The organism is Hahella sp. NBU794 (genome assembly GCF_050749805.1).
Classification (GTDB): Bacteria; Pseudomonadota; Gammaproteobacteria; order Pseudomonadales; family Oleiphilaceae; genus Hahella.
In genome coordinates this window covers 83,859-110,259 of sequence record NZ_CP192738.1, presented here as the reverse complement: position 1 = coordinate 110,259, position 26,401 = coordinate 83,859, and the positions used below count along the sequence as shown (strand labels likewise).

The 26,401-nt window shown below is 57.2% G+C and carries 17 protein-coding genes; 12 read left to right on the top strand and 5 right to left on the bottom strand.

Features of this window, described 5'->3' with window-relative positions; genetic code table 11:
- Positions 1-4: 4 nt before the first annotated feature.
- Both ACQYWX_RS00470 and ACQYWX_RS00465 read left to right on the top strand, forming a co-directional pair.
- On the top strand, positions 5-937 hold the full coding sequence (locus ACQYWX_RS00470) for a DUF692 domain-containing protein (RefSeq protein ID WP_431687515.1): 933 nt from the start codon (positions 5-7) through the stop codon (positions 935-937).
- Positions 924-1,667: a hypothetical protein gene (locus tag ACQYWX_RS00465; RefSeq protein ID WP_431687514.1), complete on the top strand. Its 744-nt coding sequence runs from the start codon at positions 924-926 to the stop codon at positions 1,665-1,667. Before ACQYWX_RS00470 ends, ACQYWX_RS00465 begins: the two co-directional genes overlap by 14 nt.
- A 52-nt stretch (positions 1,668-1,719) precedes the next feature.
- Here the strand turns inward: ACQYWX_RS00465 and ACQYWX_RS00460 are convergent, their stop codons facing one another.
- The 4 genes from ACQYWX_RS00460 to ACQYWX_RS00445 all read right to left on the bottom strand — a co-directional run bounded on the left by ACQYWX_RS00460 (position 1,720) and on the right by ACQYWX_RS00445 (position 11,175).
- The gene (locus ACQYWX_RS00460; protein ID WP_431687513.1) at positions 1,720-6,057 is read right to left on the bottom strand and encodes a Calx-beta domain-containing protein; all 4,338 of its coding nucleotides are present in this window, start codon (positions 6,055-6,057) and stop codon (positions 1,720-1,722) included.
- A gap of 13 nt (positions 6,058-6,070) precedes the next feature.
- Positions 6,071-7,678: an autotransporter domain-containing protein gene (locus ACQYWX_RS00455; RefSeq protein ID WP_431687512.1), complete on the bottom strand. Its 1,608-nt coding sequence runs from the start codon at positions 7,676-7,678 to the stop codon at positions 6,071-6,073.
- 684 nt (positions 7,679-8,362) lie between these two features.
- Positions 8,363-8,986: a class GN sortase gene (locus ACQYWX_RS00450; RefSeq protein WP_279500532.1), complete on the bottom strand. Its 624-nt coding sequence runs from the start codon at positions 8,984-8,986 to the stop codon at positions 8,363-8,365.
- The gene (locus tag ACQYWX_RS00445) at positions 8,983-11,175 is read right to left on the bottom strand and encodes a marine proteobacterial sortase target protein (RefSeq protein WP_431687511.1); all 2,193 of its coding nucleotides are present in this window, start codon (positions 11,173-11,175) and stop codon (positions 8,983-8,985) included. Before ACQYWX_RS00445 ends, ACQYWX_RS00450 begins: the two co-directional genes overlap by 4 nt.
- Before the next feature lie 708 nt (positions 11,176-11,883).
- Here ACQYWX_RS00445 and ACQYWX_RS00440 point away from each other — a divergent pair.
- The 3 genes from ACQYWX_RS00440 to ACQYWX_RS00430 all read left to right on the top strand — a co-directional run bounded on the left by ACQYWX_RS00440 (position 11,884) and on the right by ACQYWX_RS00430 (position 18,380).
- A complete protein-coding gene (locus tag ACQYWX_RS00440) occupies positions 11,884-13,494 on the top strand; it encodes a cellulase family glycosylhydrolase (protein WP_431687510.1) in 1,611 nt (536 codons plus the stop codon).
- A gap of 160 nt (positions 13,495-13,654) precedes the next feature.
- Entirely contained in the window at positions 13,655-15,889 is a 2,235-nt protein-coding gene (locus ACQYWX_RS00435) for a glycoside hydrolase family 6 protein (RefSeq protein ID WP_431687509.1), read from the top strand.
- A gap of 112 nt (positions 15,890-16,001) precedes the next feature.
- Complete coding sequence (locus tag ACQYWX_RS00430; RefSeq protein WP_431687508.1) at positions 16,002-18,380, top strand: glycoside hydrolase family 9 protein; 2,379 nt, start codon at positions 16,002-16,004, stop codon at positions 18,378-18,380.
- 69 nt (positions 18,381-18,449) lie between these two features.
- Here the strand turns inward: ACQYWX_RS00430 and ACQYWX_RS00425 are convergent, their stop codons facing one another.
- On the bottom strand, positions 18,450-20,075 hold the full coding sequence (locus ACQYWX_RS00425; protein WP_216735301.1) for a methyl-accepting chemotaxis protein: 1,626 nt from the start codon (positions 20,073-20,075) through the stop codon (positions 18,450-18,452).
- Between the two features lie 278 nt (positions 20,076-20,353).
- Here ACQYWX_RS00425 and ACQYWX_RS00420 point away from each other — a divergent pair, with 278 nt between their 5' ends.
- From ACQYWX_RS00420 to ACQYWX_RS00390, 7 genes are all read left to right on the top strand, one after another.
- Complete coding sequence (locus ACQYWX_RS00420) at positions 20,354-21,532, top strand: glycosyltransferase (RefSeq protein WP_431687507.1); 1,179 nt, start codon at positions 20,354-20,356, stop codon at positions 21,530-21,532.
- Positions 21,533-22,384 carry a hypothetical protein gene (locus ACQYWX_RS00415; RefSeq protein WP_431687506.1) on the top strand — a complete coding sequence of 284 codons (852 nt, stop codon included), beginning with the start codon at positions 21,533-21,535 and terminating at the stop codon, positions 22,382-22,384. It begins immediately after the preceding gene.
- Positions 22,385-22,388: 4 nt separating this feature from the next.
- Positions 22,389-22,778 (top strand): hypothetical protein, encoded by a 390-nt coding sequence (locus ACQYWX_RS00410; protein WP_431687505.1) that lies wholly within the window; start codon positions 22,389-22,391, stop codon positions 22,776-22,778.
- A gap of 10 nt (positions 22,779-22,788) precedes the next feature.
- Positions 22,789-23,952: a glycosyltransferase family 4 protein gene (locus tag ACQYWX_RS00405; RefSeq protein WP_431687504.1), complete on the top strand. Its 1,164-nt coding sequence runs from the start codon at positions 22,789-22,791 to the stop codon at positions 23,950-23,952.
- Positions 23,953-23,963: 11 nt separating this feature from the next.
- Complete coding sequence (locus tag ACQYWX_RS00400) at positions 23,964-24,578, top strand: hypothetical protein (protein WP_431687503.1); 615 nt, start codon at positions 23,964-23,966, stop codon at positions 24,576-24,578.
- Between the two features lie 2 nt (positions 24,579-24,580).
- Positions 24,581-25,453 carry a hypothetical protein gene (locus ACQYWX_RS00395; protein ID WP_431687502.1) on the top strand — a complete coding sequence of 291 codons (873 nt, stop codon included), beginning with the start codon at positions 24,581-24,583 and terminating at the stop codon, positions 25,451-25,453.
- 65 nt (positions 25,454-25,518) lie between these two features.
- The gene (locus tag ACQYWX_RS00390) at positions 25,519-26,292 is read left to right on the top strand and encodes an EAL domain-containing protein (protein ID WP_431687501.1); all 774 of its coding nucleotides are present in this window, start codon (positions 25,519-25,521) and stop codon (positions 26,290-26,292) included.
- The last annotated feature ends 109 nt before the right edge of the window (positions 26,293-26,401 follow it).

The window sequence follows — 26,401 nt, the reverse complement described above, 5'->3', positions numbered from 1 at the left end:
TGCCATGAACGCTTTATCTTCCTTGCCCAAGTTGGGCGTCGGCATTAACTATCAGCCGGAGTTTATTCCTCTTCTACGCGGCTGTGAGGACGTGATCGACTTTATTGAAGTCAGTCCTGACATTTTGTGCCAGGAGTACTGGGACGGCGCGCAACGGCGCACTGGCTTCAGCCCTGATCGGCTCAGCGCAGCCATCGAGTGGTGTCGACTGTATCCCGTCGTCGTGCATGGCCTCGGTCTGTCGATAGGCTCCGCCAGCGGTTGGAATCAGGACTATATCCGTATTCTGGATGACTTTGCGGACGTGCAGCCATTTCACTGGCACAGCGAGCACCTGGGATTTTTGCAAATACGCGCCGCTGACGGCGCCGGCCTGCATGCTGGCGTGCAATTACCCGTGCCGTTCACGGAGGAAGCATTGAATATCATCTGCCCGCGAATAGAGGCGATCCAGCAGCGTTATCAGGTCCCGTTTCTATTGGAGAACACAACCTATTACCTGCCCAATATGCCCCATGACGCAGGTATGGATGAGATTGAATTCCTTAACCGCATCACCGAGCGAACTTCCTGCGGCCTCTTGCTGGACCTCTACAACCTTTACTGCAACGCGATCAACTTTGGGTTTGATGTCTATGAGGCATTAAGTCGTCTGGACATGAGCCGGGTGATCGAGATTCACGTAGCGGGCGGCGCTATCCATGAAGGCCTGCAACTGGACGTACACAGTGACAAAACGCCGCAGCCAGTGTGGGAGTTGCTGGACTGGACGCTGCAGCGCGCGCCTAACGCCAACGCGATTACCTATGAGTTGCTGGAACAGGCCCTGGATATCGTCAGCGAGCGAGGCGTTCAGCAACAACTGCAAACAGCCCGGGAAATCTGGTTGCGTCATCGCCAACCAGTAAAAGAGGAACGCAGCTATGCCGTTACATGATCTGCAAATTGCGATGGTGGAGATGATTCACTCCCACACTTCCGCTTGCTCGGGCGAGGTCGATCTAAATCATCTGAACTTAAATGAGGCGGAGCGCGCCTGGCTGCATGAGCTCAGTCTGTCTAAGGGGTTTCAGGTAACCTGCGACGTGCAGAAATGGTGGCGTAAAGCCAGGCTGCAAATCGCAGCGCCACTGACCTTACGTCTGCTGGAACGTTTACAGTTACAAGCGCTGGTGGAGGAATATATGCGGGCGATGCCCTGCCGTTCCCTCTATTTTGTACCGGAGGCGATGTCGTTCAAAACTTTCATCTGCGAGCATACGGCGGATCCCCTGCTCCAGGCGCTGGCCACATTCGAGAGCGCACTGAAGGCGATTCACGAATATCGACTTTCTCCCGTCAGCACGATGGAGCCGAACAGTAATCGCTGTCGTAATTTTTCCGTAGTCATCGCGCCTATGTCGCAATTAATCGAGTTTCCCGCAGCGCCGGAAAAACTACTCTGCGCCCTGATGTTGAACCAACCTCTGCCTGCCGCCGAAGGAAGCCATCCAGTACTGGCGGCTCCCGGCGTCAGAAAGTACTGGCGAGCCGCTACCGCAACGGAAAGAGACGTTCTACAACAATGCGCAGCGCCACAGCCTCTTGATCGCCTGTTAGAGAATGGCCCACATAAAATTCGTGTGGTCGAAAGGCTGGTCTCCGAGCGAGCCTTACGTTTGGTTTAAACGAAAACGCCGGCGCGAGGCCGGCGTTTCTTGAACATGATAATCCTTTGGATTACATGGGCGTGGGTTCAGTTAGGAATGAGAATTTAGCTCTCACTAATCTGCGCCAGTTATTTCCATCTGCTGAGCGCCACGTGTCGCCAAGCGGAGTCAGTTCCGTTGGACTTGGCCTGCCGCCAAATAACCATAACTGCCCACCGAACACTACCGCCTGATGGGAAAGTCTTGCAGCAAAGGCGGGAGCATCCATAGACGTCCACGTTTTACCATCTACGGATGTCCAAATGTCATTGAATACGGCGAACTCATAACCATTACCGGCGATAATCCAGAGCTTGCCATCGTGTTCAAATAAAGTGTGGTTTTTCCTGCCGCTGAAAGGCGCCTCGCCCTCCGCCAGGATTGGCTTCCAATTAACGCCGTCGGTAGTGGCCCACACATCATTTTGCAGCGTTGGGCTACCTTCAGCATCTGGCACTAGCCATAATTGATCATTATGCACAGCCATCTGATAGTCGCTGCGCTGGCCCACACCTGCAATGTCACCTTGTTTTATCCATTCAAGCCCATCGATGCTTCTCCACATAACGGGGAAGTCATCCCCGGAAGTATAGCCGATAGACCAGAGTGCGCCCTGAAACACTGCAAACCCTTGCGCCTCCCTAAGGCCAAAAGCAGGGGCAATGGAGTGTTTATTCCAAGCCACCCCATCGGTGGAATACCAAATCACACCTTCGTTATAAACAAACAGCTTACCATCGAAAACAACGGCTTTGTGCTTGTTCATCCCATCTGATTCGATAATCGCTCTCCGGGTCCAAAACACGCCATCGGTGGAGTTCCAAACCTGAGGGTTGGGTATGCTGACTTCGCCATCAAACGCCATTCCACCGATCATCCACAGAGACCCATTGAACTCAACAATCTGATGATCATAGCGACGGGGAATAGCGGCGCGAACTGTCGTTACTTCACTCGCTGAATCGCCGATTCCTTGCTTAATGGTGGCGGACGAACTACTGCTTTCGCCATGCAACAACCAGTAATAGGCGGTTCTGTCGAGCAAAGCCGCACTTTCAGTCACGGTATCGCTATCAATCAGCGTCATAGCGCCATTTTCACACAAACTGTAATTGGCGATGTCACACTCCGGATCAGTCGAACTGATAAGCGACAGACCGCTGACTGAGCTGTCGGCGCCATATGTCAGCTGAACCAGCGTATCTGCGGCGCCAACAAAAGCAGCGGCGCCTACGCCTGTCTCTATGGCGGAAATTCTGTATTCAAGCGACACAGGATTATGATTCGCATCTCCCGCCTTGGTCGCGGTTACTACAGCGTCGCCAATCCCAACGATGTTGAATACGCCATCACCTGCGGCGGCTATAGCCACATCCGCGTTGTCAACGCTGTAGGTGATGACGCCCACTCCGCCCTCAACGGTGGAAGCAGGATTATTAACGGCGTCTTCTACGTATGCGTAAACCGGTCCCGGGTTCAAGAATGCAATAACCTGTTCCTTCTTAGCCACGGTAATCGTATAGCTGGCGGTGGCGGCTTCATAGGTCGCGTCCGCATCCTTCGTGGCGGTGATCGTCGCCGTGCCAACACCCACGAGCTGTACGACAGCAGTTTCGCTGTTTACCGTCGCGACGCTGGTATTGTTGGAAGCGTAGAGAAGAGCGCCGGTTCCTGGCGCGCCTTCTTTAATGGCGTTGGTCAGCGTATCGCCATAAACGCCGTCCAGAGGGCCTGGTTGCGTGAAGGCGATAGTTTGCGTTTTCTTGCTGACACTCACCGTGTATTTGGCGCTGGCGGCGTTGTGATTCGTATCTCCCGCCTGTGTCGCCATAATGGATGTGCTTCCAACACCCAACGCCGTCACCAAGCCGCTTTCCGCATCGACTGACGCAATGGCGGAATCGCCAACGCTATAGGTCACTGCACCAGTAGACGTACTGGTGGCGGCATTGGTCAGGGTCTCTCCAATAGTCAGGCTCAATGGACCCGCGCTGCCAAAAGTAAGGGCAGGCGTCTTCTTCGCCACATTGATGGTGTAGCTGGCCTCTGCGCTTTCATAGTTGGCGTCCGCCGCCTTGGTGGCGGTAATCACTACACTACCGACACTGACCATAGTCACTTCGCCGGTAGCGCTATTTATCGTCGCAATGCCTTCGTTGCTGGTAGCATAAGTCACAGCGCCAGACCCTGGGGCCCCGCTGGTAATGACGTTAGTGTAGGTGTCGCCAAAGGTGGACGTCACAGGGCCTGGCGTCGTAAAGGCGATGGTCTGCACGCCTTTGCCAACGATGACCTTATAGCTAACGGAAGCCGCGTTATAGTTGGCGTCGCCTGCTTTGGTGACGGTGATCTGGGCTTCGCCTACGCTGACGGCGTGCACTTCACCGGTTTCCCTGTCCAGTTCAATCGCCGTTTCCGCATCAGCGCTATAGGACAAGGCGCCGGAGCCGCCCTCAACAACAGTCACGCCATTGGTCACGATGTTGCCAACATTGGTTTCGATAGGCCCTGGGTTTCTTAACGAAAGCGTCTGAGCCTTCTTGTTGACAGTCAGGGTGTACTTGGCGATTGCGCTGCTGTAGACGGAATCGCCCGCCTTTTCCGCCGTGATCACAGCAGAGCCTGCGCCAACGAGTTGTACGACGCCGCTTTCAACATTAACGGACGCCACAGAGGTATTGCTAGAGGAGTAAGTTACGGAGCCGCTGCCGGGAGCGCCTTCCGCGATGGGGTTACTAACCGTTTCCCCATAAACGCCTTCCACTGGCCCGGGATTTACAAAGGAAATGCTCTGGATTTTTCTACCTACAGAAACAGAGTAAGTAGCCGTGGACGCTTTGTAGAGGTCGTCGTCCGCTCTGATTACCGAAATATGCGTATTGCCCTCGCCAACGAAGGATACAAGGCCCGTCTCAGCATTCACGGTCGCGACCTCGGTATTGTTGCTGAGATAGCTCAGCGCTCCAGAGCCTTTATTACCCAACAAGGTGTTGGTATAGGTTCCGCCAATGACGCCAGCAACAGGGCCAACATCCTTGAAAGACAGGTTCAGGTTTTTTCTGTCCGCTTCGATAGCGTAGGTGGCGGTCGCCTCCAGATAGACGTCATCCGCCAGCTGCGTGGAGGTAATGACGGCGCTGCCCACGCCCACAATCGTCACAACGCCGCCAGAGGTGACGCTGGCGACTGACGGATTGCTGGAAGCGTAGCGTACTTCGCCAGAGCCAATACCTGTAGCGATATTGGTGAAGGAATCCTCATAGGCGACGGCGTATGGCCCAGATGTCGCGAAAGTGACCTCTCCAGGGCGCTTTTCTACGACAACGGTATAAGTCGCCTGCGCGGCTTTGTATTCAGAATCCGCCGCCTTGACGGCGGTAATCACGGTGGAGCCTGCGGACTTGAGTTGCACCACGCCGGAGGAAATATCCACGGTCGCGATACTTTCGTCAGCGGTCGCATAAGAAACGGCGCCCGAACCTGGCGCCGCCTCCTCGTCGATCACATTAGTGAGGCTGCCGCCAACCAAACCGGTCAAGGGACCAGCGGAAACAAAGGCGATATTCTGCTCTTTCAATTCCGGCGCGGTATCCATTCCATTACGAATGACCACTGTGCCCACGGCTGAGGCGACCACGCCGTTTTCCGTTGCAGTAATACGAACGGTAAAGGGCTCGTCCGCTTCTTCATCTTCGTCATCAATGATTTCAATGGCGATCGTCTTCTCGGTTTCGCCGGGCTCAAAGGTGACCGAGCCGGAAGCGGCGACATAGTCCTCGCCACTGGTGGCGGCGCCATCCTGAGTCATGTATTGCACCGTGACCGGCGCATTGGAGGCTCGGTTCAGGATCAGTTTCAAAGTCGCCTGACCCGCCGCCTCATCAACGCTGGAGCCAGTCACTCGCACGAAACTGGCGAGCGGCTCCACCACAATACTGGCGATATCCGAACTTTCTTTGCCCTTGGTGTCTTTTGCCGTCAGTTTAAAGCTCAAAGTCTGGGTTTTAGTGACGTCAGGGGCCAGAATCATATTGCTCAGGCTGCTGGGCGTGGACAGATAAACCGTCGGCCCGGACACCTGAGTCCAGGTAGTGCTTACGATTTCAGCGCCTTCCAACGCTTCCGCCGTTCCCGCGAGAGACAGCACGACATTGGGGTCGGCATACTGGTTGCCGCCGGCGCTGACTTTAGGCGCTGCGCCAGAGTCGCCACCCGGTGTGGGCGAGCCTGGATCAGTAGGGTCTGTCGGCGTCGCGCCGCCATCCGTCGTCGCCGGCGCATCGTCCGTCGAGCTGGAAGAGCCGCCGCAGGCGGACAGCGACAGCAGTAATATCAATAATGAGAAAAAGGATAGGCATTTCTTAAGCATGACTGACTCCCTGTTATAGCTCGTATCTCACGCCGGTCTGCACCTGATAGGCGGTGAGATGCTCGTATCCGAATATCTGCTGATATTCCAAAAACACTGACAGGCCATGAGGCAACACAGCAGTGGTTCCTACGCCGGCTTGATAAAACAGCGACTCCTCAGAGTCCGCTTGCAGATCAAAGCGATTGTTCGGATCTGGATCGTAGGAAAAACGTCCCGTCACCGCATCGCGATCAGAATGAATTTCACTCAGAGCGCTAAGCTGGAAAGAAGGAATCAATACACCCCAGTCACGGCTGATGGCGTAGGTTCCCTGCACGCCCGCCGCCAGCGTCAACTGATCAATGCGTTGCTCGCTGAGGGTCATATTGAGACCGCCTGCGCCATTCTCGCCGTAACCGTCGATATTGCTGTTCAGATAATCTAAACGCACATAGGGGCTCAGGGTCAGCGCATTGCGCGACCACTGCCATTCCGCGCGGGTATTGAAGAGAAACTGGTCGCCGCTGGTGTCGCCAACAGCAGTGACGTCTACATCGCCGGTGGGATCGGTGTAAGCGATGCGACGCTTGGAGTCAAAACGAGTCGCGCCATACCCCATCTGCACGTCAAAACTGAAATCGCCTACAAAATAGCTGGCGTAGCCAAGAAAGGTATAGATGTCCGTGTCCAGTTCGCCGCCCTGGTTGGCGTAATCGACGCCAGTGTGGGTCCAACCGAAAGCGCCGCCGACAAACAAATCACGACGCAACGCGTAGTCGGCGCCCAGAGTCAGCACCACGCCGGAATAGTCATAACCGCTTTCCAGGCCAGTTTTATCGTATTCACCGCCTTCTCTTTGGATGTTGGCGAACACGCCCACTCGCGACCAGGGGCTGGATTCTTCACCCGCTGCGCCGCCGCTGGCGGCGCCATTCCAGGCAACCCCGTTTAAAGAGAAGCCTGTAGCGCCATTCTGCAGCAATTTTTGACGCTGGCTGACTGCGCTGCTTTGCGAACGGCTGGAGGATGCGGAGTTCCGCATTTGCGAAGAGGTCTCTTCCGGCGCGATCTTATTCAGCGCTTCCGCCACCAATTCAGGGTTATTGATGCCTAACTGGGAAAGCCCTTCACAACGGGCCAACAACAGGCTGCCGCCAGCGGAAATTTCATCATCCGTCTGGGAGTTCAAGCTGCCACAGGCGCTCTCAAAGGCTTGCGCGACCTTGCGATCGTTGTCTCCATCCGCCAGCGGCGTCACGGAGCTGTCGACGACGGTGACGGTAACAGTGGCGGTAGAGCGGGTAGCGGGCTCCGCGTCGTCTTCAATGACATATGTGAAAGTATCAGAGCCGATAAAGCCTGAATTGGGGATATAACGCACGCTGCCGTCCGCATTGGCGGTGGTGGAGCCGTTATCTGGCGAACCAACGCTGACCAGTCTAATAGCGTCGCCATCGGAGTCAAAGTCATTCGCCATTACATTGATGGTGAGCCTGCTGTCAGAGGCCATAGTGCGTGAGTCATCCACCGCGCTGGGAGGAGTCGCCCACAATGACTGCGACACAATGCATGAGCCCACGAGAATGGCGCTTCTGGAAGTCAAACCGGCATGCAAAACACGAGATACGAATCTGATCATCTGACACCCTGATCTAAAACTATTTGTGGTGGCGGCGCGCGCCCGCAGAAAAACCCGCCATGATTGGCGCAGCCTCGTCTTGCAGGGTGGAAAGTGAGTGTGAACTGAAATTGTGATTATTTTGAGGGCGATAAAGTGATTAACCCTTCAACTTCCGTATTGTCACCACACTCCGTAACCGATTGCTTAAACCGGCTATAGCAACCGCCACTTTTGAATTAGTGGCTTTATCAATCACCTATAGCGAGGGATTGTATGCAAAGGCGTCAAAAAAGTTAACGAAAATTTACATTAACTCTACAGAAGGAAGATTAAAAATGACAGGAATGGGAAGCCGTTCTCTCAGAGCTGATGAATACGAGCTTGGCGAAAGGTTGAAACGTGACAGGAAAAAAGACGCCCGAGCCGGGCTGAAATAAAAAACGCGGCTTCCGTGCCGCGCTTCCGCATCAAATGCTTCCCTTGCCGTTCCTTATGGCTCGTTATTCATCCTTGTTGCTTCCCTGCATCGTGTCCTTACGTCTGGTGTGTGTCCCTACGCTTTCTATATTAGTCAGCAGCCCTGGATCGCAACAGGCTACATATCCGCTACCTGTTGTGAGACATTCACTCATCGCCTTGAGATATGTCTCACCATCACCGGCGCCATATCTCACACGGCAATCGTAAGCTCCTGTTTTTCATCTATAACGCAACAGTCTGGGGGGCGGGCTCCAGATAAAACAGCTTCCTCAACGGTCCCCCTACCGGGCCGTCAAAGGGGTAGCAGGTCGTCAGCACCAGTTGCGGCGGCATCGCCGACGATGCGGCGTCCGCTCCGGGTAGCGCCAGCATGACTTCATCCGCATTCACTACTTGGGCCCCGGTCACGCTGAACTCCAGCCATTGGCCCGCAGGCGTCTGCCAGCGCACCACATCGCCCTCACGGAGATCGCGCAAGGCCAGAAAGTGAGTGTCGCGGTGACCGCTGACCACAGCCATTCCCGGCTCCCCTACTACTGCGCTGGCTTCCATATGGGCCGGACCAAAGGCCAGATTACGTCCGCTGGCGCCTTCCAACACCACCCAGCGCGCCGCCAACCGCGGCGCCTCCATCAGTCCCACTGGGTAAGTGTCCGCCCAGGGCCAGGGTTTGTACGCCACGGCTTCCTCGCCTGAGAAAGCGCGTGCCGCCAGGGTATCCCGCCATGCCTGCTCCAGCAGTATCTGAGCCAGCCAGGCTTTGGCCTGGATATATCCACCACCGCCCAGACTTACAGCGCCAACAAGTAGAAATATCAACGCGGCGGCGCGCTTTGGTAAAGTCATACACGCCTCCCGAAACGATGCTTACGATTTCTCAGCTCCCGTATATCCCTCCAGCCCAGCAGACCCGCCACCGTCAGGCAGAACACGCCCACGTGGATCATCAGAGGCGAAGCGGTCGCGGTTCTGGGCATACGCGCCATATTCGGAGACAGGCCCTGTGGCGCCAAGTTAGGAACGGCACTGCTCTCCAGCTCACTGTCTCTGGGACGCGCTGGCGTCTCTTCCACCGCCACAAAGCTGGTATAGGGGCTCATCAAGGCGAAATCCAAGGCCAGCGGCAGCACGGTGTCTCGCACACTTTCTTCCGTTTCACCCATGCTTTTGCGATCCAGCCAGTGGTCAATCTTATGACGCGCCCAGGCCCGCGCTACGCCTTGACTTGGCGCAGCCTGTTGCAGATCCAGGCTGCGTAACCACAAAGGCTGTTCGTCTTGCAGCAATCCTACGCCGAACCCTTGAATCGAGGCGGGCAGCTCCGACATCCCTGCGCCGTCTTCCACCTTGAACAACAACTGCACCGGCTCACCGCGATACAAGTCAGGAATCGCCGCAGGATAGACTTCAGCGTTCGGCGTGACGGGGGTATCCAGGCGCACGTCCCGCAACGCCGGTTGCCGCAAGGCGTCGCTCAGCTCCGCGATCTTAGCGCTGACTTCCGACGTATCGTTGATGTGGCTATACGCGCCACGGCCGAATTGCGCCGCCTTACGCATAAAAAAGCGATTGGGCGATGGCCCGATACCTACGGTGAACAAACGCGAGTCCCCAAGCTGCTGATCAATCTGCTTGAACAACGCCATTTCATTGCCAACGCTGCCGTCGGTCAGAAACACAACCTGACGCACATAGCCTTCCGGCGCCGCATCACTCAGAGCGCGGTCCAGCGCCTCGGCGATTTCTGTGCCGCCGTCAGCCTTGAGGCTACGCACAAAGCCGCGCGCCTGTTGCAGTGCGCGTTCCTGAGCGGGGACCGCTTGTGGAAACAGTTTGCGGGCGCTGGAGTTGAATTCAATCACATTGAAACGATCTCGCGGCGTCAGCGTATCCAGCGCCTGCAGTAACGCCTCACGCGCCTGCTGGATAGACACGCCTTCCATGGAGCCGGAAGTATCAATCACCCAGATCAGCTCTCGCGGCAGACTCAAGCCTTCATCGGAAAACTGCGGCGGCATTAACAGCAATTGCGCGTAAACATCATCGCCCACCACTTCTTTGAATAACGCCGCCTCCGGCTCCGCTCCCTGCCTCACGCGCCAGGTCAATGTGAAATCCCGGTCCATGAGGATGTCTTTGTTAGACTCCAAAGAAACCTCGTAGCCGTTGGTTTGTTGCACCCATTGAATACGATGCGTAGCACTCTCTATCGACTCCAGAGGCAAACCGGGATTCAGGTGTACGCGGATGCGCGCTTGATGGGAAGGGATCGCCAAATCCTCCACCATAATTGTCGGCGGCGTGATTTCTGGTGCATCGGCTACCTGATCCGTCGCCGGAGCCCAGCCGCTGTCGTTAATCAACGTGCGCTCATGAGAACGCAACTCGTTGCGCAGACGGTTTTTATCTTCTTCAGACCAGGCAGGCGCCGCTGGCGACCCGGGGATGTATCGAGGCGTCACCGTTAAGGGCAGAGCCAACGAGAATGCGCCAGCGCGGTAGCGGATATTCTGCTGATACCGCAAAGTGAGTGTGATCATCTCTCCAGGACCGATGTTGGCGACCTTATGGGTGAACAGGTTCGGACGCTGCTGATGCACAACCGCCGCCCTTTTGCCTTCTGCTTTTGCTTGCTGATACACCTTTTCGGCTTTTTGCTTTTCTTCGATCTTGCCGACAATCAGCCGGTCTCCCACCTGCATGTCCATGCTGAATACCGCAGCATCCTCCGGTAATGGAAACACGTATACCGCCTCCCGCCATTGCTGAGAGTCATTACGGAATGTCTGTGTCATCTCCGTCATGGCGATCAGGCCCGCCACATTGGCGTCGTAGCTGGTGGACAAAGTGATGGCGGGAAGATAGTTCGGTGAGGAGGCGTCGTTTTCCAGGAAGAACAATTCTCCAGAGCCGACATCCGACCAGTCGCCACTCACCGCGCGGGCGAGACTGGTCCAACAAAGCGTCGATAAGAGCAAGGCGAAAACCATCCATCCCCTAAACAGGGAGGCATGGATATAGGTTGCGTTTAGCATGCAGGCGTTCCTTTTTCTTTTAGAGCGAAGCGTGCCTGCAGTATGTGGCTCACAAAAGGCGGCCACCGGGCCAATTAAGGCAGGTGAAAGGATGAATTATGACGAAATGTGGCGAAGGGAATAGTGGGAGGGAGAAAACTTCAAATGGATGTTTTTAAACACAAAAAGAAAAGGCGCAGCTCCTTGCCGCGCCTTTTGATTTTGATGCCTTCCTGATCCATTCCTTTTGACTAAGATCTTCCTTGTCGCCTCCTTGCTGCGTTTCCTTACTTTGGCATCCGTGTCCCTACGCTTTCTATACTAGTCATCTCGCCGTTTGGGAGATAGCCGACTTGTCTGCAAAGCGTGTGAGATATCTCTCAAGCGCCACCCATAAAACCTAACCCAAAGTGGCTATTGCGGGATTGGGGACCTGGGTCTAGGATTTTTACTGTTAAAGCCCTTCGATTCGGGCATTTTTTTGAAATTAATTTGAAAACGTTTTCAAATAGACAAGTGTCTAACTAAAGCGCCTCGCATTGCTTAGGAAGATAGTCAGATACCACTGTAATACCAATAAATTTCATGAATCAGAAAAGTCTTCCGATAAGACGGGAAAAACGTATAAAGCACAGGGAATTCATGGGATTTTTTGAAAACATTTTCATATACGCCACTCCGATCGATATCTCCATTGAGCAGTGGCGACCAGGAAATGAGGAATCTTGTATGAAAGGAAAGCTATTTAAGAGACTAACCCGCTGCAAACCACGCCAATTACTGCTCGGCTGTCTGGCGACGACGCTCGCTTCGCCGGGCGCTTACGCCGGTTTCCACGTGCATGAAGGACAGTTGCTGGATGGCTTCAACAAGCCTTTCGTCATGCGCGGGATCAATCATCCTCATGTCTGGTACGCCTATCGTACGGAGCAAGCGTTAAAGGACATCGCCGCCACAGGCGCCAACGCAGTTCGCATCGTCCTGGGTTCCGGCCACCAATGGCCCAGCACTTCCGCCGAGGAAGTCGCGCGCATCATCGCCAAATGCAAAGCCAGAAAAATGATCGCCGTACTGGAGGTGCATGACGTCACCGGTTATGGCGAAAAGCCGGAAGCGGCGCCGTTGTCCGCCGCCGTGGATTACTGGCTGAGCATTCAAGACACACTCATGGGCCAGGAAGATTACGTCATCATCAACATTGGCAATGAGCCCCTGGGCAACAATGTTCCCACCACCGCCTGGGCGCAGATTCACCAGGAAGCGATACAGCGTCTGCGCGATGCGGGCTTCACCCACACGCTAATGGTGGACGCGCCCACCTGGGGTCAGGACTGGCGGGAAACCATGCTGCAGCAGGCGCCGGAAGTCTTCGCTACAGATCCGCTGCAAAATCTGGTGTTCAGCGTGCACATGTATCAGGTGTACGCCGAGCGCAGCAAAATCGACAACTACCTGTCCACCTTCGTCAATGTCCATAAGTTGCCATTGGTGGTGGGAGAGTTTGGCGCCGATCACCAAGGGGAAGAGGTGGATGAAGCCGCCATCTTGGAGCTGGCGGATTTCTATCGCATCGGTTACCTGGGCTGGTCCTGGTCAGGCAACAGCGGCGGTACGGAATCACTGGACATTACCCATGATTTTGACGCCAACCGCCTGACGCCCTGGGGAGATTTTCTCATCAACAGCGCCTACGGCATCCGCGCCACCGCCAAGCCAGCCAGTGTTTTCACCGGCGGAGAAACCGGACCCCAGCCGCCTAAAACGCTTCCTCAGTCCTTACAGGTCACCCAAGGACGCTCTCTCGACATAACGCTTTTCGGCAGCGACGCGGACGGGGCTGTCGTCGCATTTCAGGTTGACGCCCAGCCCCGCCATGGCGTGCTCGTCGGCGCCGACCGTTTCTGGACCTACACTCCCGCGCCCGGCTTTGTCGGCGAGGATAGCTTCACCTATGTCGCCTTGGACAATGACGGCCTGAGCTCAACTCCCGCGCGCGTGGACATAAGCGTGGAAGCGTCAACCGACGCCAAAGTCAGCTGCGACTACAGACTCGTCAATGAGTGGGGCGCCGAGTGGGACGCCGGTTTTATCGCATCCATGCGCATCACCAATACCAGCACAACGCCCTTACATGGCTGGGAAGCAGACTGGGCCTACGAAGACGCAACCCGCATCGTCAACGTGTGGAACGGCGAGTTATCCGGCGAGAACCCTTATCACGTCTCCAGTATGAGCTGGAATGCGGAGATCCCTCCCGGCGCCAGCGTGGAATTCGGCATGCAGGGCGTCAAAGGGGACGCCGCCAGCACACCCCGCGTTATCCAGTGCGGAGCGAACTGAGGCGTGCGCATTTTTCTGGTTTCTGTTTACTGCGGCGAGTTCAGCGGTATCGCCGCCGCTCATTGCGCCCTGAGGCGCTTTTCTGGCGCACCGCGCCCCTAACGACAAAGCGAAAAGCTTGAATATCGGACTGACTTATTTCTCCAAAAAGGGAACGCCAATGAAACTTTCAATGAAATCGGGATACGGCCTTGCGGCCGCTCTTTCCCTGGGATTCGCCGCCGTGCAGAGTCCTCTCGCACAAGCCGCCAAGTGCGAATATGTCGTGCAGAATGAGTGGAACAGCGGCTTCGTGGCGCTGATCAAAATCACCAACACCGGCGCCAGCGAAATCAACGGCTGGGACGTCGCCTGGCGTTATGACGACGGCTCGCTGCTAAGCAACTCCTGGAGCGCCCAGTTATCCGGAGCCAATCCTTATCGGGCCGCCAATATGAGCTGGAACGGGCGTATCGCTCCCGGCCAGACCATCGAGTTCGGCATGCAGGGCGCTAAAGGCGCCGCAGCCGCCCCGGTTCCCGTCGTCACTGGAGACGTTTGCGATGATAGTGGCGCACCGGATAACCATCCCCCTGTCGCCGCCTTCACCGCCTCCGTCAGCGTTGGCGACGCGCCATTGCCAGTGGTTTTCGATGCTTCCGCCTCCAGCGACCCGGACAACGATGCGCTCAGTTACCAGTGGGACTTCGGCGACGGCTCCAGCGCGACGGGCGTCAAGGTTTCCCACGACTACGTAAATCCTGGCGACTACAACGTCACTCTGACTGTCAGCGATGGCGCAGCGTCCGTCACTGCTTCCCAAAGCATTCGCGTGAAACAGCCGGATACGGCTGACCCGGTCACCGCCAGCTTCACCAGCAGCGTGGTGGATAAAACCGTCAGCGTGAACGCCGCCGCGTCAACCGGCGACAATCTCACCTATATCTGGGACTTCGGCGACGGCGCCACGGCCTCTGGCGTCAGCGCCAGCCATACCTATGCGGAAGCGGGAACCTACAGCATCCAGCTCACCGTCAGCGACGGCGAACAAAGCGATAGAGCCAGCAAAAGCGTCACCGTGGAGGAAGGCGATACCGATCCCGGCGACGATCCGGCGCACGTCAGCAATCCCTTCGCCGGCGCCAAGGCCTATATCAACCCGGATTATGCGAAGCAGGTGGACGCTTCCATGGCTAAAGTAGACGCCTCTCTGGCTGCGAAAATGGCGACATTGAAAGACACCCCCACCGCAGTATGGCTGGACCGTATCGACGCCATCTACGGCGGCGACGTCAACGGCGGTCGTCTGAGCCTTGAACAGCATCTGGAAGCGGCGCTGGCGCAAAAAGACGGCGATGATCCCATCACCGCCACCTTTGTGGTGTACAACCTGCCGGATCGGGACTGCGCCGCATTGGCGTCCAACGGCACGCTGCATTCAGACCAGAATGGCCTGGCGATTTACAAGTCTGACTACATTGACGTGATCTATGACGTCATGTCCGATCCCCGCTTCCGCGATATCCGCATCGTCACGGTGATCGAGCCGGACTCGTTGCCGAATCTGGTCACCAACCGCGATATTCCCGAGTGCGCCAAGGTGGCGCAAAACGGCGTTTACGTCGACGGCGTACAGTACGCCATCAGTCGTCTGTCGCAACTGCCTAATGTCTATCTCTATCTGGATATCGCCCATTCCGGCTGGCTGGGTTGGGAAAGTAACTTCGGCCCCGCCGTGCAGTTATTTACGCAAGTGGTCAAAGGGGCTTCCGGCGGCGATTTAAGCGTCATTGACGGCTTCGTTTCCAACGTCGCCAACTACACGCCAACAGAGGAAGTCTATCTGCCTGATCCGAGCCTGCGCATCAACGGGCAGGAAGTTCGCTCTTCCAAGTTCTATGAGTGGAACCCTCAATTCGACGAAAAAGGCTTTGCCAACAACCTGCATCAAGCCTTCGTCAACGCCGGCTTCCCCAGCGATCTCGGCCTGCTGATCGACACCAGCCGCAACGGCTGGGGTGGAAACGAACGCCCCACGGGACCGGACGCCTCCGCCAGCACGGTGGACAACTATGTTACCGCCGCCCGCCTGGATCGTCGTTTCCATCGCGGCAACTGGTGTAACGCCGACGGCGCCGGGGTGGGCGAACGTCCCCGCGCTGCGCCATTCGGCGCCGACGCGCCCGTGGACGCCTTCATCTGGATCAAGCCCCCCGGCGAGTCAGACGGCACCAGCGATCCATCACAAACCACGCCGGATGACGAAGGCAAGAGCTTCGACCCCATGTGCAGCCCCGATTACGTCGGCAAATCCGGGTACCCCACCGGCGCCAAAGCGGGCGCGCCCGCGGCGGGACACTGGTTCCACGAGCAGTTCCGCATGCTGGTGGAGAACGCTTACCCGCCGATTGAATAAATCGCATTAAACGCCGGACCGGTGATTCGGTCCGCTTGCACGAACCTGAAACAGGGCGATCAGGGAGGATCGCCTGAGGACCAACAAAAAACCTGAAAAGGAGACGCTGATTATGCACACGCCAATGTTTTTATTAAGTTCTATAAGTTTGGCCCTGGCCGCCGCCATGACCCCGATCCAGGCTTATTCCGCCGACGGCAACCCTCGCGTCAACCAGCGCGGTTATCTGCCGGAAGCGCCCAAAGTCGCTGTATACGCCACCGCAAATGACACCGCGCAAACCTGGGAATTATGGCGCAATGGCGCCCTGGTGGCGTCCGGCATGACCACCCCCAAAGGCGCCGACGCCGCTTCCGGCGAGCGCCTGCACCAGATCGATTTTTCCAATGTGGATATCGAAGGAGAAGGCTATGAACTGAAGGTCGGCGGCGACCGCAGTTATCCCTTCGCCATTGACGAGCAGGTCTTTTCCGGCCCGTTGTACGACGCCATCCGCTACTACTATCACAACCGCAGCGGCATTGAGATCGAACCCCAGTTTACCGGCGGCGGACGCAGCAGCTATGCGCCGGACGCCAAGCTGGCGCGTCCGGCGGGACACATCGGCGTAGCGCCCAACCTGGGTGATTACAACGTCCCCTGCTGGCCGGGAACCTGCAATTACTCCCTGGACGTTTCCAAGGGCTGGTATGACGCCGGCGACCACGGCAAATACGTCGTCAACGGCGGCATTTCCGTGTGGAAGCTGTTGAACGCCTATGAACGCAATCAATACTTCGGCAAGCATAAAGAGGCTTTCGCCGACGGAACCCTGAATATTCCCGAAAGCGGCAACGGCGTCCCCGACCTGCTGGACGAAGCCCGCTGGCAGATGGAATTCCTGCTGGCGATGCAGGTTCCAGAAGGCGAAGCCCTGGCAGGCATGGTTCATCACAAAATGCATGATGAAAACTGGACCGGCCTGCCGCTGGCACCTCATGAAGACCCGCGTCAGCGCTATCTGGTTCCCCCCTCCACCGCCGCCACCCTGAATCTGGCCGCCACGGCGGCGCAAAGCGCGCGGATATGGAAAGACATCGACCCGGATTTCGCAGCCCGCTGTCTGACGGCGGCGCAGCGGGCCTGGCAAGCCGCCAGGCAGCACCCTGACGTCATCTACAAAGACGACTTCAACAATGGCGGCGGCGGATACGGGGATCAGGATGTCAGCGATGAATTCGTGTGGGCGGCGGCGGAGCTGTTCGTCACCACCGGCGACGCCAGCTACAAGAACGACATTCAATGGGATGAGGATCTGGCGCCTGACTGGGCCTGGCCGCAAACCCGCATTCCCGCTCTGATGTCCCTGGCCATGGTTCCCGGCGATCACAGCGCGACCTTGCGCGAGCGGGCCCGAGGTACGCTGGTGTCACTGGCGGACAAACTGGTCGCAGTCATTGATTCGCAAGGGTATCTGCTGCCATTGGGGAACGAGGAATATTACTGGGGCTCCAATAATGTATTGGCCAACAAACTGGCTATCACCGCCCTGGCCTATGATTTCACCGGCGAGGACAAATACGCTCAGGCTACGCTGAAATCCGTGGATTACCTGTTCGGCCGCAACGCCCTGTCACTGTCCTATGTCACCGGACATGGCGCGCATGCGGTCAAACAACCTCATCATCGTTTTTGGGCCGGCGTTCTCAATAGCAGTTATCCCTGGGCGCCCCCTGGCGCGCTGGCGGGAGGACCTAACCCCGGTTTAGAAGATGATGTGGCGAAAGCGGCGTTATCCGGCTGCGAAAGCAAACCGCAAACCTGCTTCATTGACGACATCGGCTCCTGGTCCACCAATGAAATCACCATCAACTGGAACGGCGCGCTGGTGTGGACCCTGGCGTTCGTCAACGATCTCGCGGAAGGCGGCGATAACCCCGATCCAGACCCCAACCATGATCCCGTGGCGGCGTTTTCAATCAACGCCTCCGGCCTGACGCTGAACCTGGACGCCAGCGCCTCCAGCGACCCCGATGGTGACACGCTGACTTACCAATGGGACTTTGGCGACGGCGCCGTCGGCTCAGGCAGGACCGTCAGCCATGATTACGCGGAGCCGGGGGTCTATAACGTCACCCTCAAGATCACCGACGGCCGCGGCGGCGCAAGCAGTGCAACGCAACAGGCGACATTGACGGACGCGCCTTCGCAAGGCTCATGCGAATACATTGTGCAGAACGAATGGAACAGCGGTTTCGTCGCGCTGATCCGCATTCACAATCAGGGATCAGCGCCGGTTGAAGGATGGGAAGTCAGCTGGAAATACAGCGATGGAACCCAGATCAACAATCAGTGGAACGCCAATTTCTCCGGGCAAAATCCCTACAAGGCGAGCCCTCTGGGTTGGAATAAAACCATTCAGCCCGGCGCTTACGTGGAGTTCGGCATGGTAGGTCAGAAAGGGTCCGCTACGGCGCAAACACCGACTGTTACAGGCGACGTCTGCCAATAGCGCGAGAACACCTCCGCCACCTCGACATGCAGGGGTGGCGGAGCGCGATGGCTACGAAATAACTACTGGCTACAGCTTAAACCCGGCGACGATGCCGTTGAGGTCCTGGGCCAGATCCGCCAGCTCATGGCTCGCCGCCGAGGTTTTCTGCGCGCCTTCCGCAGTGTGGTCCGCCACATCGCGGATATTCACCAGATTGCGGTCCACTTCCCTGGCCACATGCGCCTGTTCCTCCGACGCGCTGGCGATGCTCAGATTCATCTCATTGATGCGCCCCACCATACGCATGATTTCCTCCAACGCGCCATCCGCCGCTTCCGCCAGCGACAAGGTTTTATGCGTGTGCTCATTGCTGGCGGTCATTGAGCTCACCGCGTTGCGGGTGACGCTTTGAATATTGTCGATCATCTGGGTGATTTCACGGGTGGATTCCTGCGTGCGATGAGCCAGTGCACGCACTTCATCCGCCACCACCGAGAAGCCGCGTCCCTGTTCTCCCGCCCGCGCCGCTTCAATGGCGGCGTTAAGCGCCAGCAGGTTGGTCTGGTCGGCGATGGAGCCAATCACGTCGAGCACGCGGCTGATTTCTCCCACCTGGGTGGCCAACGCCTGAATTTCTTCTCCCGTGCTGGTGACGGAATTGGTCAACTCTTCCAGAGACTGCTTGGTTTCGCCCACCTGCTTGCGACCGCTGGTGGACGCGGATTCCGCCGCTTGCGAGGCCTCCGACGCATCGTTGGCGTGCTTGGCCACATCGTCCACCGCCGTGGACATTTCCGTGACGGCGGTGGCGGCCATCTGAATCTCACTGTTTTGCATATTCAGGGCGTTGGTGGCGTCCTCCGTCAGCGAGTTTAAATTCTCCGACGCGGAGGCCACCTGAGAGGCGGCCGAGGTGACTTTCTGCAGGGTTTTACGCAATCGATCCTGCATTTCCGCGAGGGCTTTCTGCAGGTCGGAAATCTCATCCTGGCCTTCCACTTCGATTGTCTGGGTCAGGTCGTTGCGGGCGATGCGCCTCGCAGCGGACAGTACGGATTTCAGCGGTTTGTTGATACTGCGGGTCAGCACCAGCGCGAAGGTGAAAGTAATCACCGCCGCCAGCGCGATAGCGATAATCATCAGTTCCTTGGTCGCAGCGTACAGTTCGCTGGCGCGGCCTTTGGCGGAGTCGGCGCCGGACGCCACATAGTCGGACAGATCCACATAGACCTTGCGCAGCTGCTCCAGTCTTTCATTACTGGGCCCGGTCATCATCTCGCGCGCTTCTTCCTTAAATTTTACCCGGGATAAACCTATCATTTCGTCGTGGGTTTCCAGATAGCTCTTCCAAGAGGCGGTCAGGGTTTCAAACAGGTTTTTCTCCTGGTCGGAATCCAGCATTTTCTTGTAGTCCGCCATCAATCCTTCCAGTTTATCCTGGGCGGCTTTCATGCGTTCATCGGCGTCGATGATTTCCTGATTGAACTCCGCCATTACGTGCAGCAGCTCCTGAGTGCGGAAAAAATTCAGGGACGACTGGATCTCTCCCAATACCCGCTGGCGCGGCAACCAGTCCTCCGCAATTTCAGCGGAAGATTGCGCGATCGCCGACATCTGCTTCAATGAGAACAAGCCCAGACCGAGAATAAAGGCGAGAGCGACCACAAACCCGGCGGCGGTGCGATGACCGATTTTGAAACGTCTAAAGTGCATGTTCACAACCCCGGAAAAAGATATGAGCGTTTTCTCTAAGTCTAGACAGGGATTTGGTTTCTTAAAGCCGAATTTGCTGGAAAAACAAATATCTCTTGTGGAAAAGCACAACGCCATGGGAGGTTATTGTCCGGCGCGCCTATAGTCCCGTAGTGTAGTGGAGACCTGGCGCCGGTTTCTGCTAGTATCCGCTAACGCTCTCATGCGCGGGCGCTTAAAACGTCAACAAACCTCAGAAAAAACGCTCTACAACCGCCTCATGGAATAAGCGCAACAACGTGAATCTACCTCTGCAATCTCATCCCGCACTGTACGCTGCTTTCGATGTTTATCCTTCCGCCAAAGGCGCCGCCACGCACATTCAACAAGCCGCGCAGACATTGTTTGACGCCGCAGGCGGCGGACTGCTGTATGTGCTGGGAAATGAGCGCCTACCTCGCTTTCAACGGGAAGGCGCTGTGGAAATCCTGCGCTTCGGGCGCTTACTGGATAACTATCTGCATCGCGCGCTGGCCTATAGCGCCGAATTGCAGGGCGTGCTGGAAGGCGGGATACAGGACAGTCTGCAAATCGCCCAGTTCCGCGATCCATGGAGCGGTATCCCATTAGTTCGCCACGCCACAGGACGCTATCGCACCGTTTACGAGGTCAACGGCCTGCCTTCCGTGGAATTGCCCATGGCCTACCCCAATGTCGGGGCCGCCACCCTGGGGAAAATCCGCGCGCTGGAGGACGAGTGTCTGACCCGTGCGGACCACATTGTGGTCCCCTCCGGCGTCATCCGCGACAACCTGGCGCGACGTGGCGTGGCGCCGGAACGCGTCAGCGTGATTCCCAACGGAACGGAACTTAACCATGGCCATGCGCGCCCCGAAGACGCGCCAAAGCGCTATATTTTATATTTTGGGGCGGTGCAGCCGTGGCAGGGACTGGATGTTTTGTTACGGGCGTTGCAACGGCTGCAGGATATCCCGGACCTGCATCTGGTGATCTGTTGTTCGGTGAAGTCCCGACGCGCGAAAGGGTATCAAAAACTGGCGGAAAAACTGGGCGTGGCGGAGCGGATCACCTGGCTGCACCGTCTAAACAAAGACGAACTCGCGCCCTGGGTCAGCAACGCCTACGTCAGCGTGGCGCCGCTCACAGAGTGCGCCCGCAATATCGATCAAGGATGTTGCCCGCTGAAGATCCTGGAATCCATGGGAGCGGGGGTGCCGGTAATCGCTTCCGATCTCCCCGTGGTGCGGGAGCTGGTGGAGCACCGTGAGAACGGTTATCTGGTGGCGCCGGAACGGCCAGCGGAATTGGCCCGCGCACTGCGGGTGCTGTTGGACTATCCGGACACCGTGGCGCAAATGGGCGCGGCGGCGCAGCGCAAAATTGCGGAGGGGCTGCAGTGGTCTCACGCCAATGCGGCGCTGCAAAAAATTCATGTGGAACTGATATCGGGGAAGTAGATGGCTAAAACAAAGCAACAAAGGGCGCCAGCGCCCACCCCAGAGTTAAAAAAATACCTTCGTGAAACCATGCGTACGAAAAAGCTCGAAGGGGAATTCAGCATCGACGAATGGCTCAAGCGCTTACGCTTCATAGCCGCTCGCGACAAAAGCGGGGATAGCGTCAGGAAATGGGTGGGTATCTCCATCGCCCTATGGGTGGTGGGCTTTATCGGCTCGCTTATCGCTGAGTTTCCACCCGCCGCCGCAGGTTCTGCGGTCGCCTTCGTCTTTAGTCTCATCGCCTTCTTTTCCTTAAAAGGCAAGGATATTCCCAATCGATTGCGCGACTCCGTGTTGCCCTTGCTGACGATTCTGCGCCAAGACGCCGATGCGGAAACGCCGTTGAAGCTGAAAGTGGATCTTTTGGGACCAGAATTACTGTCAAAGCGCACTAACTTTGTCAAAGCCGGGAATAAATATCCCAAAGTGGAGGAATCCATGTTCAGCGATCCCTGGTTTCAGGGCAGCCTCAGCCTCGCCGACGGCAGCGTATTGAACTGGGAAGTGCTGGATATGGTGCGTCGCCGCAATATTCGCAAGCGCAACCCGCGCGGCAAAATCAAAATGAAAACCAAGTACAAGATCAAGACCCGCATGGACGTCAGCCTGAGCTACAAAAACGACCGCTATCAGGCGCAGGTCAGCTCCGGCGCCGCAGCGCCGCAGGTCAAGAAAGAAGGAGAACGCAGAAGCGTGCTCAGATGTCGCCGCCAAGCGCCGGGAGGCTCCAGCCCTGGCCAGAAAATGGCTCTCAAAGAGCTACTGATCGGCGTGTCCATGATTTATAAAAGCTTAAGACCGGTAGGGTGATGCAATGGCAAAATGTGAAGTAAAAGCTGGATTTTTCGTACTGCGCCCCTGTGAAGCGCTCGCAGCTCTGCAATGTTCGATTTGCGAGCGCCCGGTGTGCGCCCTGCACACCATGCCCGTTGAAGGCGAAATGCTGTGCACCGAATGCGGCGCCGTGCAGGGCGAAAGCGATACGGGCGATGATGAGATGTACATGGACGACGGCGGTAATTCCACACGCTGGTTTTACTACTACCGCCAGCACTACTACACCGAAACCGGCGACGCCGACATGCTGACGGAAGACCACGGATTCGGCGCGGACGAAGCCGCCGCTTTCGTCGGCGCCGATATGCTGGACATGCAGGACGACCTGAGCGGCGAGAATGATTCCGCCGACCTGTTCGACAGTTGAAGGCGCGCTCATGACCGGAACCTTACTCTGGCTGACCCAGAATCATTTCCCACAACAGGGCGGCATGGCGCAAAGCTGCGACCGTATCGTATCGGGATTGCGTCGCCAGGGCTGGCGCATCGATCTGGTTCATTTCAGCAGCAAATGGCGCGACCTGGATGCGCAGCGCAAGCTGGGCGGGGTCAACATCCGATGCCCACTGGAAGCCGACGTCAGCCATACCCTGAACCGACTTTGGTGCGCCCTGCCTCATCTGGGCTCGGACAGTTATGACGGCGTAGTCGCCTTCGGCGGTTATGTGCCGATGCTGGCGGGTCCGGTATACGCCGCCTGGCTGCAGAAACCGCTGTCGGTGCTGATTCGCGGCAACGACTTTGACGCCGCCGTGTTCGACCCCAAACGCTCCGCCGTGCTGGACAAAGCGATTCGCGCCTGCGCCCGAGTGGCGGCGGTAAGCCGTGATAAGGTCGCCAAGATTCAGCATCTATGGCCGGGCGCCGCCGTGGAATGGGTCGCCAACGGCATTGATCTCGCCTCCTGGAGCCCGATTCAATCCGACTACGATCAAGCGCAGGCGCTGCGTCAGGAGCGCATCGGCGCAGAGGCGCGTTTGACCTTGGGCATGTTCGGCCACATCAAACGTAAAAAAGGCGGCGACTACTTCATCGACGCGCTATTGCGGTCAGGTCTGGCGGACAAGGCGCACCTGTTGGTGGTGGGCGATATGGAGCCGATGCTGCAAGAGCAACTCGATAACGCGCCAGAGCTGGATTACAGCCACGTTCCCTTCGCAGACCGTTACACGTTGCTGCCCTACTATCTCGCCTGCGATTACGTCTGCATTCCGTCCTACTACGACGGTATGCCCAACGTCATGCTGGAGGCGGCCGCCCTTGGCGTTCCCATGCTGGCGTCCCGCGCCGGCGGCATGGCGGATGTGCTGGAGGACAACCAGCATGGCTTCTTGTTTGAACCCGGTCAGACTGACGCCTGCGTCGCCGCGATCAAGCGCGCATTCGCCGCTGCGCCGGCGCATCGGGAGGAGATGGCCGACGCCTGCCGCGAGCTGGCTGCGCAACGCCTGAATCTGGATGCGGAAATCAGCCGTTATGAAACCCTGTTCCGCGAGGTCATCGCCCTGGAACAGAAAGTCAGTCACCTGCACAGTCTTTGAGGAATATCTGTATGTCTCATCCGCTTTTCCAACCCTGGCGCATGCTATGGCTGGCGTTGCTGACCGCCCTCTGGACTCATCAAGCGGCCGCCCAGGCGCTCACGGTCGAAGATGATCGCGGCGATTTGGTGGTGGAATTCACGCTGAACTATGACGACCTTTCCATCCGCTATCGGGATCACGGCGTCATGACTCGCCTCAGTTCCAGGCTGAAGGACGACAAACGGAAATATTACGGCCCGAATGGCGCGCTGGTGGCGGAAGTCAAAAGCAAGGGCGACGACTTCAAGCTGCGGGCGGATGGCCTCAATGGCGAGATCAAAGTCAAAGGGGACATCGAAAAGCTGAAGATCGTCGTCAACGGCGACGAAAAACGCCCGGTAAAAATCAAGACGAAAGACGACAAGCTCAAGGTGTATCGCGTGTCCGGCGAATCGGAAATCTTTATCGGTCAGGCGCAACTGAGTCAGGACAGGAAAGAGATCAAAGTCAAAGACGCGGACAAGGACGAGCGTTACCGCATCAATGATTTCCGCCTGTCGTCCGCCTACGGCCTGCTGTTGGACGAACGCATCCTGCCGGAGTATCGCTATATCCTGATGGCGGAAATCCTGATGCGGCAGTAGCCATGATCTTCTTCTACGCGCTGGGGGGCGGTCTGGGTCATATCACCCGCGCCCAGGCGCTGATTCACACCCTCGGCTTCGATGAGCCCGTCACGCTCGCGATGAGCTCCTCCTGGAACCAGACGGAGCCGCCTTTATCCTCACAATTCCACCCGCTGCGGGCGCCTCGGGAAATCAGCAAAGATCCCGCAGAGGTGCGCCGTTGGCTGTCCGCTGCGCTGGCGCAAAAAACCTACCGCCGAATCATCATTGACGCCTTTCCTGGGGGCCTGCTGGGAGAGTTGTGCGACTTCCCGTTTCCTCCCGGCGCGGAGCTGATCCATTGCGCCCGACTGCTGCATTGGGATCGCTACAGCGCGCTGCTGCACGGCGCCTTACCCCGTTATCGACAGGGCTTTCGCCTGGAGCCGCTCCGCGATGATCATATGAAGGCGTTAAGCGCCTGCTGTGACAGCATCGACTCTCTGCGCCTGAATGATCCGCCTTACGATCCTCCTGCGTCGCATTCAGTACAAATCGATTCGTTGGAGCCGCCGCTGTGGCTGATTGTGCATGCTGGCTCGACCGAGGAAATTCTGGAGCTGGCAGCGTTGGCCCAGGACAGCGCCACCCTGGAAAAAACGTTCCCAAAGCTGATGCTGCTGTCGCCGCAGCGCCCAGATGAACTGCCCGCCGAGATCGATCATCGCTGCGAGTATCCCGCCACGCCCTGGTTCGCCAAAGCGCACCGCATCTTCAGCGCCTGCGGCTTCAACACCGTACGCCAGTTGCAGCCATACCGGCATAAACACCGCTTCCTGCCCTTTCCGCGCCGCTTCGACGACCAGTTCGCCCGCGCCGCCGCCCTGCGCGCAGGAAACTGGGATCAATCCTGAAAAACCCTTCGACTGTACTAAACTGACTACAGGTCGCGACTAACACCAAGGGAGGCTTTCGGGGGATGAAGGCGCAGCATAAATTCAAGCCGTTAAGCTGTTCGGAGTGCGCGCATGGTGCGGGTTTGAACTTCGATTTTTCCATGGCGTTCCAGCCCATCGTCAATCTCCACGAGCGCAATGTGTTCGCGCAAGAAGCCCTGGTGCGGGGCCTCAACAATGAAAGCGCCACGTCCATTCTGGGACAGATTGATTACCACAACCGCTACCGCTTCGATCAGGCCTGTCGGGTCAAAGCCATCGAACTGACCGCCAAGCTGAATCTGAATACGCGGGTCAGCATCAATTTCATGCCCAACGCGGTGTATCGCGCCGAACTCTGCATTCGCACCACCCTGGAGTGCGCCCGGGTTCACAACATCCCCACTTCACACATCATTTTTGAATTCACCGAAGGCGAACAAATCAAGGATTTACCTCATGTCAGCGAAATCGTGGACGAATACAAAAAACAGGGGTTTCTGGTCGCCATTGATGACTTCGGTTCCGGCTATTCCGGCTTGAATTTGCTGGCGGAATTGGAGACCGACATCATCAAACTGGATATGCAACTGGTGCGTGAGCTGCATCATCACAAGACGCGCCAGGCCATTATCAAAGCCATCACAGAAGTGTGCCGGGAGCTGGACATCACCGTCATCGCCGAAGGCGTGGAGACGTTGGATGAGGCCAAGGCGCTGCTGGATCTGGGCATTCATCTGCAACAGGGCTATTACTTTTCCAAACCGCAGTTTCAGTCACTGTTTCATCCGCCGGCGGATATCTTCGCCGGCCTCTGAACTCCGCCGTCATGGCGCGGCGCTTGATCTGAGGCAAGATGCGGCCAGATGCGCGCCCCAAATTCCTCAATAGCGGGTACAATGTGACGCCAACCGCCCAGTAAAGGGC

Excerpts from the sequence above, each read along its gene's own strand:
- ACQYWX_RS00470 (WP_431687515.1), top strand. The coding sequence starts at position 5 with ATGAACGCTTTATCTTCCTTGCCCAAGTTGGGCGTCGGCATTAACTAT.
- ACQYWX_RS00410 (WP_431687505.1), top strand. The coding sequence starts at position 22,389 with ATGGCAAAATGTGAAGTAAAAGCTGGATTTTTCGTACTGCGCCCCTGT.
- ACQYWX_RS00395 (WP_431687502.1), top strand. The coding sequence starts at position 24,581 with ATGATCTTCTTCTACGCGCTGGGGGGCGGTCTGGGTCATATCACCCGC.
- ACQYWX_RS00400 (WP_431687503.1), top strand. The coding sequence starts at position 23,964 with ATGTCTCATCCGCTTTTCCAACCCTGGCGCATGCTATGGCTGGCGTTG.
- ACQYWX_RS00405 (WP_431687504.1), top strand. The coding sequence starts at position 22,789 with ATGACCGGAACCTTACTCTGGCTGACCCAGAATCATTTCCCACAACAG.
- ACQYWX_RS00415 (WP_431687506.1), top strand. The coding sequence starts at position 21,533 with ATGGCTAAAACAAAGCAACAAAGGGCGCCAGCGCCCACCCCAGAGTTA.
- ACQYWX_RS00465 (WP_431687514.1), top strand. The coding sequence starts at position 924 with ATGCCGTTACATGATCTGCAAATTGCGATGGTGGAGATGATTCACTCC.
- ACQYWX_RS00455 (WP_431687512.1), bottom strand. The coding sequence starts at position 7,678 with ATGATCAGATTCGTATCTCGTGTTTTGCATGCCGGTTTGACTTCCAGA.
- ACQYWX_RS00450 (WP_279500532.1), bottom strand. The coding sequence starts at position 8,986 with ATGACTTTACCAAAGCGCGCCGCCGCGTTGATATTTCTACTTGTTGGC.
- ACQYWX_RS00460 (WP_431687513.1), bottom strand. The coding sequence starts at position 6,057 with ATGCTTAAGAAATGCCTATCCTTTTTCTCATTATTGATATTACTGCTG.
- ACQYWX_RS00445 (WP_431687511.1), bottom strand. The coding sequence starts at position 11,175 with ATGCTAAACGCAACCTATATCCATGCCTCCCTGTTTAGGGGATGGATG.
- ACQYWX_RS00430 (WP_431687508.1), top strand. The coding sequence starts at position 16,002 with ATGCACACGCCAATGTTTTTATTAAGTTCTATAAGTTTGGCCCTGGCC.
- ACQYWX_RS00425 (WP_216735301.1), bottom strand. The coding sequence starts at position 20,075 with ATGCACTTTAGACGTTTCAAAATCGGTCATCGCACCGCCGCCGGGTTT.
- ACQYWX_RS00390 (WP_431687501.1), top strand. The coding sequence starts at position 25,519 with ATGAAGGCGCAGCATAAATTCAAGCCGTTAAGCTGTTCGGAGTGCGCG.
- ACQYWX_RS00435 (WP_431687509.1), top strand. The coding sequence starts at position 13,655 with ATGAAACTTTCAATGAAATCGGGATACGGCCTTGCGGCCGCTCTTTCC.
- ACQYWX_RS00440 (WP_431687510.1), top strand. The coding sequence starts at position 11,884 with ATGAAAGGAAAGCTATTTAAGAGACTAACCCGCTGCAAACCACGCCAA.